At 60.0% G+C, this 14,414-nt stretch carries 14 protein-coding genes and 1 pseudogene; 5 read left to right on the top strand and 10 right to left on the bottom strand.

From position 1 onward, the window contains the following. Positions 1-4: 4 nt before the first annotated feature. The 4 genes and pseudogenes from AB4N73_RS21580 to AB4N73_RS21565 all read right to left on the bottom strand — a co-directional run bounded on the left by AB4N73_RS21580 (position 5) and on the right by AB4N73_RS21565 (position 2,856). Positions 5-874, bottom strand: a complete 870-nt coding sequence (locus tag AB4N73_RS21580; RefSeq protein WP_071171361.1) for a metal ABC transporter permease — start codon at positions 872-874, stop codon at positions 5-7. Further along, positions 874-1,542 (bottom strand): metal ABC transporter ATP-binding protein, encoded by a 669-nt coding sequence (locus AB4N73_RS21575; RefSeq protein WP_460142523.1) that lies wholly within the window; start codon positions 1,540-1,542, stop codon positions 874-876. Before AB4N73_RS21575 ends, AB4N73_RS21580 begins: the two co-directional genes overlap by 1 nt. Next, entirely contained in the window at positions 1,539-2,435 is an 897-nt protein-coding gene (folE2, locus tag AB4N73_RS21570; protein WP_305381820.1) for a GTP cyclohydrolase FolE2, read from the bottom strand. The genes AB4N73_RS21575 and folE2 overlap by 4 nt, the downstream gene beginning before the upstream one ends. An 80-nt stretch (positions 2,436-2,515) precedes the next feature. Next, positions 2,516-2,856: pseudogene (locus tag AB4N73_RS21565) on the bottom strand (glutamine synthetase). A gap of 248 nt (positions 2,857-3,104) precedes the next feature. Here AB4N73_RS21565 and zigA point away from each other — a divergent pair. Beyond that, positions 3,105-4,310, top strand: coding sequence for a zinc metallochaperone GTPase ZigA (zigA, locus tag AB4N73_RS21560; protein WP_122506277.1), 1,206 nt, complete (start codon positions 3,105-3,107; stop codon positions 4,308-4,310). Then, entirely contained in the window at positions 4,310-4,960 is a 651-nt protein-coding gene (locus AB4N73_RS21555) for a DUF1826 domain-containing protein (RefSeq protein WP_460142522.1), read from the top strand. The genes zigA and AB4N73_RS21555 overlap by 1 nt, the downstream gene beginning before the upstream one ends. Positions 4,961-4,963: 3 nt before the next feature. Here AB4N73_RS21555 and AB4N73_RS21550 read toward each other — a convergent pair whose 3' ends face one another. Then, the gene (locus AB4N73_RS21550; protein ID WP_016772443.1) at positions 4,964-5,320 is read right to left on the bottom strand and encodes a hypothetical protein; all 357 of its coding nucleotides are present in this window, start codon (positions 5,318-5,320) and stop codon (positions 4,964-4,966) included. A gap of 40 nt (positions 5,321-5,360) precedes the next feature. Here AB4N73_RS21550 and AB4N73_RS21545 point away from each other — a divergent pair, with 40 nt between their 5' ends. Beyond that, positions 5,361-6,332 (top strand): CobW family GTP-binding protein, encoded by a 972-nt coding sequence (locus tag AB4N73_RS21545; RefSeq protein WP_460142521.1) that lies wholly within the window; start codon positions 5,361-5,363, stop codon positions 6,330-6,332. 6 nt (positions 6,333-6,338) lie between these two features. Here AB4N73_RS21545 and AB4N73_RS21540 read toward each other — a convergent pair whose 3' ends face one another. Continuing rightward, complete coding sequence (locus AB4N73_RS21540) at positions 6,339-6,752, bottom strand: DUF3301 domain-containing protein (protein WP_038861179.1); 414 nt, start codon at positions 6,750-6,752, stop codon at positions 6,339-6,341. A 117-nt stretch (positions 6,753-6,869) separates the two neighbouring features. Between AB4N73_RS21540 and pdxY the strand changes: the two genes are divergently transcribed. Then, positions 6,870-7,742, top strand: coding sequence for a pyridoxal kinase PdxY (gene pdxY, locus AB4N73_RS21535; protein ID WP_041476573.1), 873 nt, complete (start codon positions 6,870-6,872; stop codon positions 7,740-7,742). Positions 7,743-7,847: 105 nt separating this feature from the next. On the opposite strand, the gene AB4N73_RS21530 is transcribed toward pdxY, so the two are convergent. Beyond that, complete coding sequence (locus tag AB4N73_RS21530) at positions 7,848-8,330, bottom strand: acyl-CoA thioesterase (protein ID WP_016772447.1); 483 nt, start codon at positions 8,328-8,330, stop codon at positions 7,848-7,850. A gap of 280 nt (positions 8,331-8,610) precedes the next feature. Between AB4N73_RS21530 and AB4N73_RS21525 the strand changes: the two genes are divergently transcribed. Then, positions 8,611-10,374 (top strand): cation:proton antiporter, encoded by a 1,764-nt coding sequence (locus AB4N73_RS21525; protein WP_150743150.1) that lies wholly within the window; start codon positions 8,611-8,613, stop codon positions 10,372-10,374. Positions 10,375-10,395: 21 nt separating this feature from the next. On the opposite strand, the gene AB4N73_RS21520 is transcribed toward AB4N73_RS21525, so the two are convergent. From AB4N73_RS21520 to uvrD, 3 genes are all read right to left on the bottom strand, one after another. After that, complete coding sequence (locus tag AB4N73_RS21520; RefSeq protein WP_056790981.1) at positions 10,396-10,803, bottom strand: SMI1/KNR4 family protein; 408 nt, start codon at positions 10,801-10,803, stop codon at positions 10,396-10,398. A gap of 135 nt (positions 10,804-10,938) precedes the next feature. Then, positions 10,939-11,814 carry a Tim44 domain-containing protein gene (locus AB4N73_RS21515; protein WP_016772449.1) on the bottom strand — a complete coding sequence of 292 codons (876 nt, stop codon included), beginning with the start codon at positions 11,812-11,814 and terminating at the stop codon, positions 10,939-10,941. A gap of 300 nt (positions 11,815-12,114) precedes the next feature. Continuing rightward, the gene (gene uvrD / locus AB4N73_RS21510) at positions 12,115-14,298 is read right to left on the bottom strand and encodes a DNA helicase II (protein ID WP_016772450.1); all 2,184 of its coding nucleotides are present in this window, start codon (positions 14,296-14,298) and stop codon (positions 12,115-12,117) included. Positions 14,299-14,414: the final 116 nt, after the last annotated feature.

The following is a 14,414-nucleotide window of genomic DNA, read 5'->3' as shown; positions in this document are numbered from 1 at the left end:
CACCTCATTGGGATGTGAGCAAAGGCGGGCGGCGCAGCAAACCATGAACCGGTCCCAACACCACCGACAGCAGATAGCCGACCCCCGCAACCAGCACGATTGCCGGGCCGCTGGGCAGCGAGTAGTAGAACGACAGCAGCAAACCGAGCCACACAGACACGCAGCCCATGACGGCGGCAACGGCAATCAGTATTGGCAGACGGCGACTCCAGAATCTAGACGCGGCAGCCGGAAGCATCATCAGCCCGACTACCATCAGTGCGCCGATGGCCTGAAAGCCGATCACCAGATTCAGCACGACCAGAGTCAGGAACACCCCATGAGCCAGCGGCCCGAGACGACTGACCGTGCGCAAGAACAGCGGGTCGAGTGTGTCCAACAGCAGGGGTTTGTAGATCGCCGCCATGGCCATGAGGCTGATGGCCGAGACCCAAAGCATGCCGGTCAGCGTCGGTCCATCCACGGCTAGCGCCGAACCGAACAGCAAGTGCAGAAGGTCGAGGCGCTTGCCGGCGATGCCAAGGATCAAAACGCCGCTGGCCAGTGAGATCGGATAGATCGCGGCGAGGCTGGCATCTTCTCGCAACCCCGTTCGCCGGGTTATCCAGGCGGCAAGTCCGGCCATGCTCAGACCGGCGCCGAGGCCGCCGAGCGTCAGGGCAGGAAGGCTCAAACCGGCAAACCAGAATCCCAGCGCTGCACCAGGGAGAATGCCGTGGGCGACAGCGTCGCCGATCAGGCTCATCCGTCTGAGAATCAAAAACACGCCCAAGGGCGCCGTGCTGCATGCCAGCACCAGGCCGCCGAGCAAGGCGCGGCGCATGAACACGAATTCGCTGAACGGCTGCCAGAAATGGCTGACGGTGGCGAGCATCAGGCGACCTGCATGTGCGGTGTCGGCTGGATCAGTTCTCGGCTGGTTCCGTACACGCAGTGGCCGTTTTTGATCAGCAGCGTATGCGGAACATGTTCTCGCACCGCCGCCAGGTCATGGCAGACCATGACCAGTGTCCGGCCCTCGGCGTGCCAGTGGTGAATGTGCTGCCAGAGCAATTGCTGGCCGAGTTCGTCGAGTGCGGCGTGCGGTTCGTCCAGCAACAGCACCGGGGCGTCAGCAAGGCTCAGTCGTGCGAGCAGGGCACGTTGTAGCTCACCGCCGGACAGGGCCATCAACGGACGCTGTTCGAGGCCACTCAAGTGCCAGTCTTCCAATGCGTTTTTCAGTCGCTGCGTGCGCAGTTGCGTCGACAGCCGGCGGCCCCAGAAACCTGCGGCGATGAGTTCTTCCAGGTTTATTGGAAATTGCCGATCCAAGTGCTGCTGTTGCGGCAGAAAGGAAATTCCGCTTTGGCGTGGAACAGCCATTTCCACTTTGCCAGCGAGAGGCTTCTGCAATCCGGCGATGACCTTTAGCAGGCTGCTTTTGCCGCAGCCGTTGGCGCCGATGATGGCGGTCAGACTGGCGCTCTCGAACTCAAGACTCAGAGGCGTCGTCAGCGGTTGACCGGGAGCGCCCCAGGCCAGCGATTGGCAGCGGATCATATTTGCTCCCGCTGCCAGCTGCTTTCGGCGACGGCGTCATGAGCATGCAGGCTTTCGGCGTGGATCACGCGGATATGCAATTGTTTGATGCCGGGCGTGCGCTGCAGTGCCAGATTGAGGCGGCGCGCGGCGTCTTCGCAGAACATCAGGTTTTGCCCATTGGCGAGTGCGAAGGCTTGCTCGTCGGGGCGCTTTACTGCGGTCTGCACGGCTGTGCCGAGGGCTGCTTCAGCGTCATCGATGATCGCTGTCAGCGGTAGCTCGTCGATGAAATTGTCGAGATGCAGGTGCAGTTGCGCATAGCTACGTTGGCTGTGCGGCGTCGCTACGATCCCTTTGGTTGAGCCAAGCCATGCCAAAACATCTGCGTGTTGCAGAGCCTTGTTGGCGAAATCGTCGACGAATTGCTGCTGGATCAATTGCCTTGCCAAGGCTGCCGAGCAGGGGCATGTCGAGGAATAGGGCACCTCGAGTTTTAGTTCCACGTGGAACATTTGCTGTTTCAGGCTTGCTGAAATGGTTGTCGGATAGGATTTCCAGCCGGCTAGGGGGCTGACTAACGCCGGCCGTTTCAGCAATAAGTCGGTGTGAATGTTCAGATATGCGCAGGCGGATAGACCTTGGTGACTTATCAGAAAACCCTTGAGTACCTGATGCAGCAGAGCGGGAGAAAGGCTTCGCTGTTCGAGGGCTTCGAGTGCCAGATACAAGCGCGACATGTGAATACCACGCGCTTCACCATCATCGAGACTCACGCCAGCGTCGACTCTGGCGCTGAGGCGTTGGCTTTCGAGCACAACGGGTAGAGCAATCCCACGCATGCCCACCCAGTCGAGGGGCAGTGCCAGGCGTGCAGATTGGGCGGCGATATCCGGGAGAGTAAGAGCATTCATGGTTGAGACCGTCGTATTGATCTCTATTTACGTTACATTATAACAATCCATTCAGCGATGCTTTTTTCATGAAAAGGATTTCAGTAGCAGCCCGTAATCCGGCTGCAAGTGAACCTTGCGCTGCTACCGCCCGAGCTGGAGAAGCGGTTGATGGTTGTCCAGCCGACACGGCGGGTATAGCCAACCCAAGCCTCGCCATCGGAGGCGATGCCGGTAAAAAGGTTAATTGGCCGAAGCGGCTGTTGGTCTGCGCCCAATAGCGATGGCCGTTCTTCTCGAATCCGCGCAGGTAAAGCGTGGTGCCTACCGTATTCACGCTATAGGCATTGCCGTCGGCGTCTACACACGCCAGCAGATTAGCGCTGCGTGTGCAGTGCGCCGGCCCCGGCATGTGCGCTTGGGCTTGGCTGGCCAGCGACATAGCAAAGCTCAAAAGCAGGCATTTCAACCCCTTGTTCATTGCGAGTGTCCACGATCGGTGGTGCAGCAATTTGCGAAATCTCCTCTGTCGGACTGGCAAACTCAAGTTGTTATACTATAACATAAATCGGAACCAGCCTGAGCTGCCGATCACAATCATTTGCCTTCGTTGACCCGAGTAAATGAAGCGCAACGCGCCAAGCGCACACCTCAAAGCGCAAATCGGCTGCCATTTATGAGGATTATCCAATGTCAGCCAAATTGCCCGTCACCGTACTTTCAGGATTTCTCGGCGCCGGAAAAAGTACACTTTTGAATTACGTACTACGTAACCGAGACGGCTTGCGCGTTGCGGTGATCGTCAACGATATGAGCGAGATCAACATCGATGGTAGCGAAGTCCAGCGCGATGTCAGTCTGAACCGTGCGGAAGAAAAGCTCATTGAGATGAGCAACGGCTGCATTTGCTGTACGTTACGCGAAGACCTGCTTGAAGAAGTCAGCAAACTCGCCCGCGAGGATCGTTTTGATTACCTGCTGATCGAATCCACCGGCATTTCCGAACCGCTTCCGGTCGCTGAAACCTTCACCTTCCGCGATGAACAGGGGCAAAGCCTCGCCGACATTGCTCGCCTCGATACCATGGTCACCGTGGTCGACGGTGTGAATTTCCTGCTCGATTACCAGGCGGCCGAAAGTCTTGCCTCTCGCGGCGAGATTCTCGGTGAAGAAGACGAGCGCTCCATCACCGATCTGTTGATCGAGCAGATCGAGTTCGCCGACGTCCTACTGATCAGCAAAATCGACCTGATCAGCCAGCACGAGCGTGAAGAACTCACCGCCATCCTCAAGCGCCTCAATGCCCAGGCTGAAATCATTCCAATGGTGATGGGCGAAATCCCCCTGGAGAAAATCCTCAACACCGGTCGTTTCGATTTCGATCAGGCCGCACAAGCGCCCGGATGGCTACAGGAATTGCGCGGTGAGCACGTCCCGGAGACACAGGAATACGGCATCGCCTCGACGGCCTACCGCGCGCGCCGGCCATTTCACCCGCGACGCTTCTTCAGCTTCATCGATCGGCCTTGGCTGAACGGCAAGCTGCTGCGCTCCAAAGGCTTCTTCTGGCTGGCCAGCAAACCCACCGATGCCGGTAGCTGGTCGCAGGCTGGTGGCTTGATGCGGCATGGATTCGCCGGTCGCTGGTGGCGTTTTGTGCCAAAGAATCAATGGCCGCAGGATCAGGAAAGTGTCCAGGCGATCATGGGAAACTGGATTCCAAGCGTAGGAGATTGCCGCCAGGAGCTGGTTTTCATCGGTCAGAACATAGATTTCCTACAGCTCTCCGCCGAACTCGATGCCTGTCTGCTGACCGACGAAGAAATGGCAACGGGCGTAGAAGGCTGGCGCTTGCTGCCTGATCCATTCGGCCCTTGGCACGAAGAGGCCGCCTGATGCTCGCACTCAAAGATCAGCCGCTTCTTACCCGTCATCAGCACGAGGGGCTGACACCGGAAACGTTGACGCGAATCCTGGAAGACCAGACCAATCTCGCCGTCTGGCAGCGCCAGCTACCCGTGCACATCGCCGATTTTGCGCAATTGGTGCTGTCACTCAACGAGCCCTTGGCCGAGTCGCTATGTGTGGAATTGCCCGACGAAGATGCCGAACCGGATCTCGCCGGTCTGGCTGCAGGGCTGCGTGATCTGCAAGGTTTCGAAGGTTTCGTGAGCGATCTTAAATGGCTGATCAGTGCCTTCGCCTGCCTGCTCGGTGCGCGGCGTATCGGCGTGCGTTTGCGTGTGCTGGACAAGGCCATGTGTCCGCGTTTCCACGTCGATCACGTGCCGGTGCGCTTGATCACTACTTACGCTGGCATCGGCAGCCAATGGCTTGAGGAGGGCGCGATGGATCGCCTGCAACTTGGCCAGGCCGATGCCGAACCGCAAGGTGCAGCGTCGATTCGCCAGCTCAACAGCGGCGACGTCGCGTTGCTCAAAGGCGAAAAATGGCACGGCAATGAAGGCTTCGGCCTGATCCATCGTTCGCCGCAACCGGCGCCCGGTGAGCGCCGTCTGCTGCTGACCCTCGACTGGCTCGGCTGAAATTCAGGGCTTGCGCCAGGCGCCCTGGCTCTGGCCTTCGCAATACGGCTTGAGATACGCAGCGTCAGTGGCCACGCCGTAATAGTGGATATCCTGGCGATAGGGCATATTGGCGACTTGCGCGTTGCTGCACACGCCGAAAGCGCCGCTGGGGCACTGGTCGACGTATTGCACCTCGACCTTCTGCCCGGCCAGCGTCGGTTGGCAGAAGCCGTCATTGAACAATTTCTGCGGAATCGTCCGGTTCTGCTGACAGACTTTGACGTCGAGCCGTTCGCCTTGTGTGTGCACCACGCAGGCCTGAGCCCACGCTTCACTCGACAGCAGCGCCAACAGCAACGACCATCCCGACCAGCGCATCTTCGATCTCCTCAATAACTGTCCGCAGAAAGTACCCGCCATGTTGCAGAACATTCCGACCCACGTCATCGCCGGCCCGTTGGGCGCCGGCAAGACCAGCCTGATTCGCCAGTTGCTGGCGCAACGGCCTGCGGACGAGCGCTGGGCGGTGCTGATCAACGAGTTCGGCCAGATCGGTCTGGATGCTGCATTGCTGACGAATGACGCCGATGGTATCGCACTGGGTGAGGTGGCCGGGGGCTGCCTGTGTTGCGTCAATGGCGCGCCATTCCAGATCGGCCTTGGCCGCCTGCTGCGCAAGGCCAGGCCGGATCGACTGTTTATCGAGCCATCCGGGCTGGGCCATCCGGCGCAATTGCTCAAGCAACTTAACGAGGCGCCGTGGCTGGGCGTGCTGGCGGTTCAGCCCTGTGTTCTGGTTTTGGACGCTCAGGCACTGCACGCGGGTAGAACCCTGCCGGACGCCCAGCAGCAAGCGTTGGCCCGCGCGGGTTTGCTGTTGTTGAACAAGGCCGAAGATCTCGATGAAGCGGTTCGAGAGAAAATCGTCAGCCAGTTGCCGCCCGTCAGGCTGATCTGGACGCAGCAAGCGCAACTGCCTCTGAGCGAGCTTCCGGGGCTGAAAGCAAAAGCAAAAGCGAACGAAGGCGCAGGGCATCTGCCGCTGCCGACTGGATTGGCACAGCTGCCAGCGGTCTGGAGCGATCCGGCCGAACCGATTTGCCTGAGTCAGGCGCAGGAGGGTGGGTGGAGCATCGGTTGGCGCTGGCATCCGCAGCAGGTATTTGATCAAGCACGCATCGCCTATTGGCTGAGCGCGCTCGACTGGAAGCGGGCGAAACTGGTTATCCACAGCACGGATGGCTGGGTTTCGGGCAATGCCCTGGAGCATGCCGAGCTGAGTTGGCAAGCCAGCGAATGGCGAAAAGACTCAAGAATCGAGCTGATCTTCGCTGAACCGCAGAACATCGAACAGCTGCAAGCCGGTTTGGCTGAATGCCGGATTCAGTGAGTCAGCTCAAGGCTTCCACTTGGTATGTTCCTGGCGCCACTGGCTCAGCTCAATGACTTCTGCGCGAGGCTTGTGCACTTCGACCACCGGCGGCGTGTCGTCGAACGGCGCCGGGTAGGGCGCCAGTTCAATCTGCGCACTGTGCGCGCCGAACTGGGTGACGGTGCCGTTGTGGCGGCTTTCACCAGTCACGGTGAACTCGAAGTTGTAGACCCGCGCCAGTCGTCGGCGACCGTTGGCATCCCTGATCAGCCCGATCTTTTTCAGCGCGACGTTACCGTCCAGCAGCTCGACGCCGACATTGGTGCAATGCTGTTTGACCCGTTCCAGTGCACGCTCGCGCAAGCCGTGGTTGTGCCATAGCCAGGCACCAGCGGCGGCGAACAGCATCAGCACGAAGATGTTTTCCAGGGTCAGCATCGACATCGAACTCCAAAAGATGGCGTCAGCTTAACTGTCTCGCCGGTCTGTCGTACAGGCTGTGTTTCGTCGCATACTGCGCGGCTTGAATTTCAATCGTTTTACGGAATGACCCGAATGAAACGTACGCCTCATCTGCTCGCCATCCAGTCCCACGTGGTGTTTGGCCACGCCGGCAACAGCGCTGCGGTTTTTCCGATGCAGCGGGTCGGGGTCAACGTCTGGCCGCTCAACACCGTGCAGTTTTCCAACCACACCCAGTATGGTCAGTGGGCCGGTGAAGTGCTGGCACCGCAGCAGATTCCCGAGCTGATCGAAGGCATCGCTGCGATTGGCGAGCTGGGCAATTGCGACGCGGTGCTGTCCGGCTATCTCGGTAGCGCCGCGCAGGGCCGGGCGATTCTCAGCGGTGTGGCGCGGATCAAAGCGGTCAATCCAAAGATGCTGTATCTGTGTGATCCGGTGATGGGCCATCCGGAGAAAGGCTGCAGCGTGCCCACCGAGGTCAGCGATTTCCTTCTCGATGAAGCGGCTGCCGTGGCGGACATCATGTGCCCGAACCAGTTGGAGCTGGACAGTTTTTCCGGGCGCAAGCCGCAGTCGCTGTTCGATTGCCTGGCGATGGCACGGGCGCTGCTGGCGCGCGGACCGAAAGCGGTACTGGTCAAGCATCTGGATTATCCGGGCAAACCGGCGGATGGCTTCGAAATGTTGTTGGTGACGGCTGAGGGCAGTTGGCATTTGCGCCGTCCCTTGCTGGCGTTTCCGCGTCAGCCGGTGGGGGTGGGCGATCTGACATCCGGCCTGTTCCTGGCGCGGGTACTGCTGGGCGACACGCTGTTGGCGGCATTCGAATTCACCGCAGCGGCAGTGCATGAGGTGTTGCTGGAAACCCAGGCGTGCGCCAGTTACGAGCTGCAACTTGTGCGGGCGCAGGATCGCATTGCGCATCCGCGGGTGAAATTCGAGGCTACCGCGATCAGTCTGTAATCTCGTCGTTGTTCAAAAAAGATCGCAGCCTTCTGCAGCTCCTACATGGGTTTGCATTCCAAAATGTAGGAGCTGCCGAAGGCTGCGATCTTTTGCTTTTTGGTCTCAGGCGTCGCCCTTGATCTCCTGATAACGCTTCTCCAGCTCCTGACGAATCTGCCGGCGCTGCTGCGCCTGCATGAAGCGGCGTTTGTCTTCGCTGTTCTGCGGTTGCAACGGCGGCACGGCGGCCGGTTTGCGCTGATCATCCACCGCGACCATGGTGAAGAAGCAGCTGTTGGTGTGGCGCACCGAGCGTTCGCGGATGTTTTCGGTGACCACTTTGATGCCAACTTCCATCGACGTGTTGCCGGTGTAGTTGACCGAGGCGAGGAACGTCACCAGTTCGCCGACATGAATCGGCTCGCGGAAAATCACCTGATCCACCGACAGGGTCACCACGTAGCGCCCGGCATAACGGCTGGCGCAGGCGTAAGCCACTTCGTCGAGGTATTTGAGCAGGGTGCCGCCGTGGACATTGCCAGAGAAGTTGGCCATGTCGGGGGTCATCAGTACCGTCATCGACAGCTGGGCGTTTCCGGGTTCCATAACGTTCTCACGGATCAAGGCTGATTGCAGGAAGCGCCTCTGCGGGCACCTGGTGGCTATTCAAAAAGCACCGTTATCGGGACGCCGCGCGGCGGGCCGCCGTCACGCCGGTAGCGATCTGTTTCCATATATTGCACCGGCTTCCAGAGCGAAGTCGCGGTGTTAACCTGCAAAAAAGCCCTGCCCAAGGGCAATTCCTACATTAAAAGCGGATTTTTACCCTGCTCGCGCAGAACGTCTGACGTCTGTCCGCGCGCCTCGTCATCAAGGAGCCCACGCCATGCATGCCATCAGTTTTATTCAGGATCTGGCGGTGATCATGCTGGTCGCGGGCGTGGTAACCGTACTGTTTCATCGTTTCAAACAACCGGTGGTGCTCGGCTACATCGTCGCCGGCTTCATCATCGGCCCGCATACGCCGCCGTTCGGCCTGATTCACGACGAAGAAACCATCAAGACCCTGGCCGAACTCGGGGTGATCTTCCTGATGTTCTGCCTTGGTCTGGAGTTCAGCCTGCGCAAGCTGTTCAAGGTCGGCGCCACGGCGTTCATTGCCGCGTTTCTCGAAATCATCCTGATGATCTGGATCGGCTACGAAATCGGCCGCTGGTTCGACTGGAACACCATGGATTCGTTGTTCCTCGGCGCGATTCTGGCGATCTCCTCAACCACCATCATCGTCAAAGCGCTGAATGACCTGAAGATGAAGAACGAGCGCTTTGCGCAGTTGATCTTCGGTGTACTGATTGTCGAGGACATCCTTGGCATTGGCATCATTGCGTTGCTGTCGAGCATCGCCGTCAGCGGCACGGTGAGCTCGGGGGAAGTGTTCTCCACGGTCGGCAAGCTGTCGCTGTTCATGATCGTCGCGCTGGTCATCGGCATCCTGCTGGTGCCGCGTCTGCTGGCTTATGTGGCGAAATTCGAAAGCAACGAGATGCTGCTGATCACCGTGCTCGGCCTGTGTTTCGGCTTCTGCCTGCTGGTGGTCAAGCTCGAATACAGCATGGTTCTCGGGGCTTTCCTGATCGGTGCGATCATGGCCGAGTCGAAGCAGTTGTTGAAAATCGAGCAGTTGGTCGAGCCGGTTCGCGACTTGTTCAGTGCGATCTTTTTTGTCGCCATCGGCTTGATGCTCGACCCGCTGATTCTCATCGAATACGCCTGGCCGATTGCGGTGATTACCGTGGCCGTAGTGCTGGGCAAGATGTTGTCCTGCGGCCTCGGTGCGTTTATCGCCGGCAACGACGGACGGACTTCGCTGCGAGTCGGCATGGGTCTGTCACAGATTGGCGAATTTTCCTTCATCATCGCCGCGCTGGGCATGACCTTGCAGGTGACCAGCAACTTCCTCTACCCGGTCGCTGTAGCCGTGTCGGTGATCACCACGCTGCTGACGCCGTACCTGATTCGCGCGGCAGATCCGTTGTCGATCAAGCTCTCGGCAGTCGTGCCCAAGCGTCTCGGGCGTGTACTCGGCATGTATGGCGAATGGTTGCGCAGCATCCAGCCGCAAGGTGAGGGCGCGCTACTGGCGTCGATGATCCGACGGATCCTGTTGCAGGTCGGGGTCAATCTGGCGCTGGTGATTGCGATCTTCTTTGCCGGCGCATATTTCGCCGAGCGCATTTCGTTGTGGCTGCAGGACTGGATCAGCGATCCGAGCTGGCAGAAGGCACTGATCTGGGGCGGGGCGTTGCTGGTCTCGCTACCGTTCCTGATTGCGGCTTATCGCAAGCTCAAGGCGCTGTCGATGCTGCTGGCGGAGATGGGCGTCAAGCCGGAGATGGCCGGGCGTCATACACAGCGAGTGCGCCGGGTGATCGCCGAAGTGATCCCGATTCTCTCGCTGCTGGTGATTTTCCTGCTGTTGGCAGCCTTGTCGGCCAGTATCCTGCCGACCAACAAGCTGCTGGTGCTGATCGCCGTCGTCGCGGCCGCCGTTGCGGCGCTGCTCTGGCGCTGGTTCATCCGCGTGCATACGCGGATGCAGGTGGCCTTGCTGGAAACCCTCGACAACCATAAGGAATCGTCGGGGCATTGACCCACAGGGGCGTTTGGCGGCTCAGCTTTCCAGCCAGACGTCCCGCGCCCAGTGCCACACCGATTCCCAGGTTTCTTCAGCAATCAGTTCTTCTTCGGCCTGCCACAGCACCACGGTGCCGTCTTCTTCGACACAGTAGTAGTCATCGCCGTCCTGACAGATCGGGATCAAGCTGCGATCAACACCCGCGTCCCATGCATTGGCCGCCACGTCCGGCAGATAGGTGCGCGATTGCGGATCAGTGACGGTCACCGGCTCGAGGCTGCCATAGACCACATCGCTGACGGTCAGCAAAAATTCTTTGAAGACGAACGGAATGTCGATGAACAGTTGTTCTTCGATTTCCACCAGCAGGTCTTCGTCAGGCAATTCCAAAGGAACCGGTACGGGTTCGTTGGCTTCGCGCAGTTGTTCGATGATTTCTTCCACGTCCGGGATCCTCTTGCTGAATGGCGCGGTTTATATGGGCCGGTTTATACAGTAGCTCGCCATAGATGCAACCGTGAAATGAAAAACCCCGGCCGAGGCCGGGGTTCTGTTACCGCAAGTGAAGCGCAGCAGGGATCAGCCGTTCTGGCGGATACCGGCGACCAGCCAAGGCTGGTTGTCGCCCTGCGGACGTTCCATGTTCCAGCTTTCGCTGAAGACTTCGCCCTGGTCGAAACGCGAGGTTTTCGACACGCCGGTGAAGGTCAGGGTGGCGATGGTCTTGTCGGCACGATCGTCGACGCCGTCCAGCTGCACCTGCAGGTTGTCGATGTAGGTCGACTGGAAGCCATCGCCCAGATCCGCACGCTCACGCTTGAGGAACTCAAGCATTTGCGGGGTCACGAACTCGGCGATCTTGTCCATTTCGTTGGCGTCCCAGTGCTGCTGCAGCGACTGGAAGTGGCTACGCGCAGCTTCAAGGAAGCGCTCTTCGTTGAACCAGGCCGGTGCGTTGATCACTGGACGGGCGGCAGCCGGAGCAGCCGAACCACCGAAGATCGAACCCATGGCGGCAGGCTTCTGCTCGAACACTTCACGCTGCATCGGCGCGCCGGCCGGAGCGAATTGCTCCTGCTGCTTGCGACGACGGGCGGCGATGAAGCGGAAGATCACGAACGCGATCAGGGCCATGATCAGGATGTCGAAGATCTGCATGCCCTGGAAACCGTCGCCCATGAACATCGACGCGAGCAGGCCACCGGCGGCGATGCCCGCCAATGGGCCGAGCCAGCGCGAAGCACCGCCGGCCTTGGCCGCGGCGCCAGCAGCACCGGCAGCGCCAGCGGTCGCTGCTGCGCCGCCCACGCCTGGAGAAGAGGGAGCCATCTGGCTGGTCTGGTGCGTCGGCGCAGCGCCGGCGCTTTTGCCACCACCAAAGCGCTTGGCGTTGGCGTCGAGGCTCATCGTCAGGCCGATGCACAACGCCATGGCGATGCTAAGAAAACGTTTCATAAAGGGTATTCCCGTTTTGTGGAGACACGCGCGCCATGTTGCACAGCTGAAGTGTTACTGGCTAGCGAGAGAGTGTTTCGGGCTTTTGCCTGACAGGTTGCGTTCAGCTTGGCGAGGCAATCAGCCGATGTACTTTTGTCTGTAGGAAAAGGCGATAGGTTCAGAGGGATTGATGCACTTGCGTCGCATAACCTGTGGGAGCGAGCCTGCTCGCGAAGGTGTCGTGTCAGGCAAATGATTGCTTGATGACACAGCGCTTTCGCGAGCAGGCTCGCTCCCACATGGGTTCAGTGCCGGTGATTAGATCGCTTCCAGCTTGGCATAGCCGAGCATCAGCCACTTGCTGCCTTCGCTGAAGTTCACCTGCACCCGGGCCTGGGCGCCGGAACCTTCGAAGTTGAGGATCACCCCTTCGCCGAAGATCGAGTGACGTACGGCCTGACCGAGCACAAAACCGGTTTCCGGAATCTCGCTGCCGCTGAACAGGCTGCTGCCGCTCATCGACTGGTTGCCGCCGAACGGTCGGCTGACGCTGTTGGACAGGCGCACTTCCTGAATCAGGCCTTTCGGCACTTCGCGGACGAAACGCGACACCTTGTTGTAGGTTTCGCTGCCGTACAGGCGCCGGGTTTCGGCGTAGGTCATGACCAGATTCTGCATCGCCCGGGTGATACCGACGTAAGCCAGACGCCGTTCTTCCTCGAGACGCCCCGGTTCTTCCAGGCTCATCTTGTGCGGGAACAGGCCTTCTTCCATGCCCACGAGGAACACGTAAGGGAATTCCAGACCTTTGGCGCTGTGCAGGGTCATCAACTGAACGCTGTCTTCGTGCTCGTCTGCCTGTGTATCGCCGGCCTCCAGCGAAGCGTGGCCGAGGAAGGCCGCCAGTGGGGTCAGTTCTTCGTCCTCTTCGGTGTTCTCGAAGTTGCGCGCGGCGCTGACCAGTTCCTCAAGGTTTTCCACCCGGGCCTGGCCTTTTTCGCCTTTTTCCGCTTCGTGATAAGCGATCAGGCCGGATTGCTCGATGACGGTTTGCGTCATCAGGTGCAGCGGCATCTCGGCGCACTTGGCGGCGAGGTTCTCGATCAGTTCGATAAACGCACCGAGCGCGCTCGCGGCGCGCCCGGTCAGGCCTTTGTTGGCCACCAGTAGGCGCATCGCTTCCCACATCGACACGTCGCTGTGCCGCGCATGCTCGCGAATCGCTTCGACGGTTTTCTCGCCGATGCCCCGCGCCGGTACGTTGATCACCCGCTCCAGCGCCGCGTCGTTGCCGCGACCTTCAAGCAAACGCAGGTAGGCCATGGCGTTCTTGATTTCCGCGCGTTCGAAGAAGCGCTGCCCGCCATAGATGCGGTACGGGATACGCTCGCGCAGCAGGGCTTCTTCAAGCACCCGCGATTGGGCGTTGGAGCGGTACAGAATGGCGATATCGCTACGGGCCAGACCGGTTTTCAGCGCGCTTTCGATGGTTTCCACCACGTAGCGCGCTTCGTCGTGCTCGTTGAACGCGGCGTACAGGTTGATCGCTTCGCCGTCGCCGCCGTCGGTCCACAGCTCTTTACCGAGACGCCCGGTGTTGTTGGCGATCAGCGCGTTGGCGGCTTTGAGGATGCCGGCGGTGGAGCGGTAATTCTGTTCCAGACGAATCGTTTCGGAGTCCGGGAAGTCCGAAGAGTACTGATGGATGTTCTCGATCTTCGCCCCGCGCCAGCCGTAAATCGACTGGTCGTCGTCGCCGACCACCATCAGGCTGTCGCCGCCCTTGCCGAGCAGGCGCAACCAGGCGTACTGCACGGCGTTGGTGTCCTGGAATTCGTCGACCAGAATATGCCGGAAGCGCTTTTGGTAGTGCGCCAGCAGGCCCGGGTGATCGCGCCACAGATCGAGCGCGCGCAGCAGCAATTCGGAGAAGTCGATCACGCCAGCCCGCAGGCACGCCGCCTCGTAGGCTTCGTAGATGCCGCGCATGGTGGCGAGGAACAGGTCGCCGCTGGCCTGAATGTGTTGCGGCCGCAGACCTTCGTCTTTCTGGCCGTTGATGAACCACTGCGCCTGACGCGCCGGCCAGCGTTGCTCGTCCAGGCCCAGTTCGCGGATCACCCGCTTGACCAGACGCTGCTGGTCATCGCTGTCGAGAATCTGAAAGGTCTGGCTCAGGCCCGCTTCCTGCCAGTGCGCCCGCAGCAAGCGGTGCGCGAGGCCGTGGAAGGTGCCGACCCACATGCCGGCCGGGTTGATGCCCAGCAACTGCTCGATGCGATGGCGCATCTCGGCAGCGGCCTTGTTGGTGAAGGTCACCGACAGGATGGAGTGAGGCGAGGCGTTTTCGACCTGGATCAACCAGGCGATACGGTGCACCAGCACTCGGGTTTTACCGGAACCGGCGCCGGCCAGGACCAACTGACGGCCAACGGGGGCTGCTACGGCCTGGCGTTGGGCATCGTTGAGGGAGTTCAGCAGAAGGGAGAGATCATCGCGCATCGGGGCATTCTAGGGTGCGCCGCAGGCCCGGGCAAACCGTGCGTTGCATTAGCCGATGAAAGTGCTGCCGATGACGACCGGTCGGTCACTGGCTGCAGGCTTCGGCCCGTCTCGCC

It is taken from the genome of Pseudomonas sp. S3_B08 (assembly GCF_054667725.1).
Note: the sequence above shows the minus strand (reverse complement) of the source record. Positions and strands in the feature narration are given on the sequence as shown.

What these genes read in the sequence shown, in the direction of transcription:
- AB4N73_RS21580 (WP_071171361.1), bottom strand. Translation starts at nt 874, where the DNA reads ATGCTCGCCACCGTCAGCCATTTCTGGCAGCCGTTCAGCGAATTCGTG.
- AB4N73_RS21575 (WP_460142523.1), bottom strand. Translation starts at nt 1,542, where the DNA reads ATGATCCGCTGCCAATCGCTGGCCTGGGGCGCTCCCGGTCAACCGCTG.
- folE2 (WP_305381820.1), bottom strand. Translation starts at nt 2,435, where the DNA reads ATGAATGCTCTTACTCTCCCGGATATCGCCGCCCAATCTGCACGCCTG.
- zigA (WP_122506277.1), top strand. Translation starts at nt 3,105, where the DNA reads ATGTCAGCCAAATTGCCCGTCACCGTACTTTCAGGATTTCTCGGCGCC.
- AB4N73_RS21555 (WP_460142522.1), top strand. Translation starts at nt 4,310, where the DNA reads ATGCTCGCACTCAAAGATCAGCCGCTTCTTACCCGTCATCAGCACGAG.
- AB4N73_RS21550 (WP_016772443.1), bottom strand. Translation starts at nt 5,320, where the DNA reads ATGCGCTGGTCGGGATGGTCGTTGCTGTTGGCGCTGCTGTCGAGTGAA.
- AB4N73_RS21545 (WP_460142521.1), top strand. Translation starts at nt 5,361, where the DNA reads ATGTTGCAGAACATTCCGACCCACGTCATCGCCGGCCCGTTGGGCGCC.
- AB4N73_RS21540 (WP_038861179.1), bottom strand. Translation starts at nt 6,752, where the DNA reads ATGCTGACCCTGGAAAACATCTTCGTGCTGATGCTGTTCGCCGCCGCT.
- pdxY (WP_041476573.1), top strand. Translation starts at nt 6,870, where the DNA reads ATGAAACGTACGCCTCATCTGCTCGCCATCCAGTCCCACGTGGTGTTT.
- AB4N73_RS21530 (WP_016772447.1), bottom strand. Translation starts at nt 8,330, where the DNA reads ATGGAACCCGGAAACGCCCAGCTGTCGATGACGGTACTGATGACCCCC.
- AB4N73_RS21525 (WP_150743150.1), top strand. Translation starts at nt 8,611, where the DNA reads ATGCATGCCATCAGTTTTATTCAGGATCTGGCGGTGATCATGCTGGTC.
- AB4N73_RS21515 (WP_016772449.1), bottom strand. Translation starts at nt 11,814, where the DNA reads ATGAAACGTTTTCTTAGCATCGCCATGGCGTTGTGCATCGGCCTGACG.
- uvrD (WP_016772450.1), bottom strand. Translation starts at nt 14,298, where the DNA reads ATGCGCGATGATCTCTCCCTTCTGCTGAACTCCCTCAACGATGCCCAA.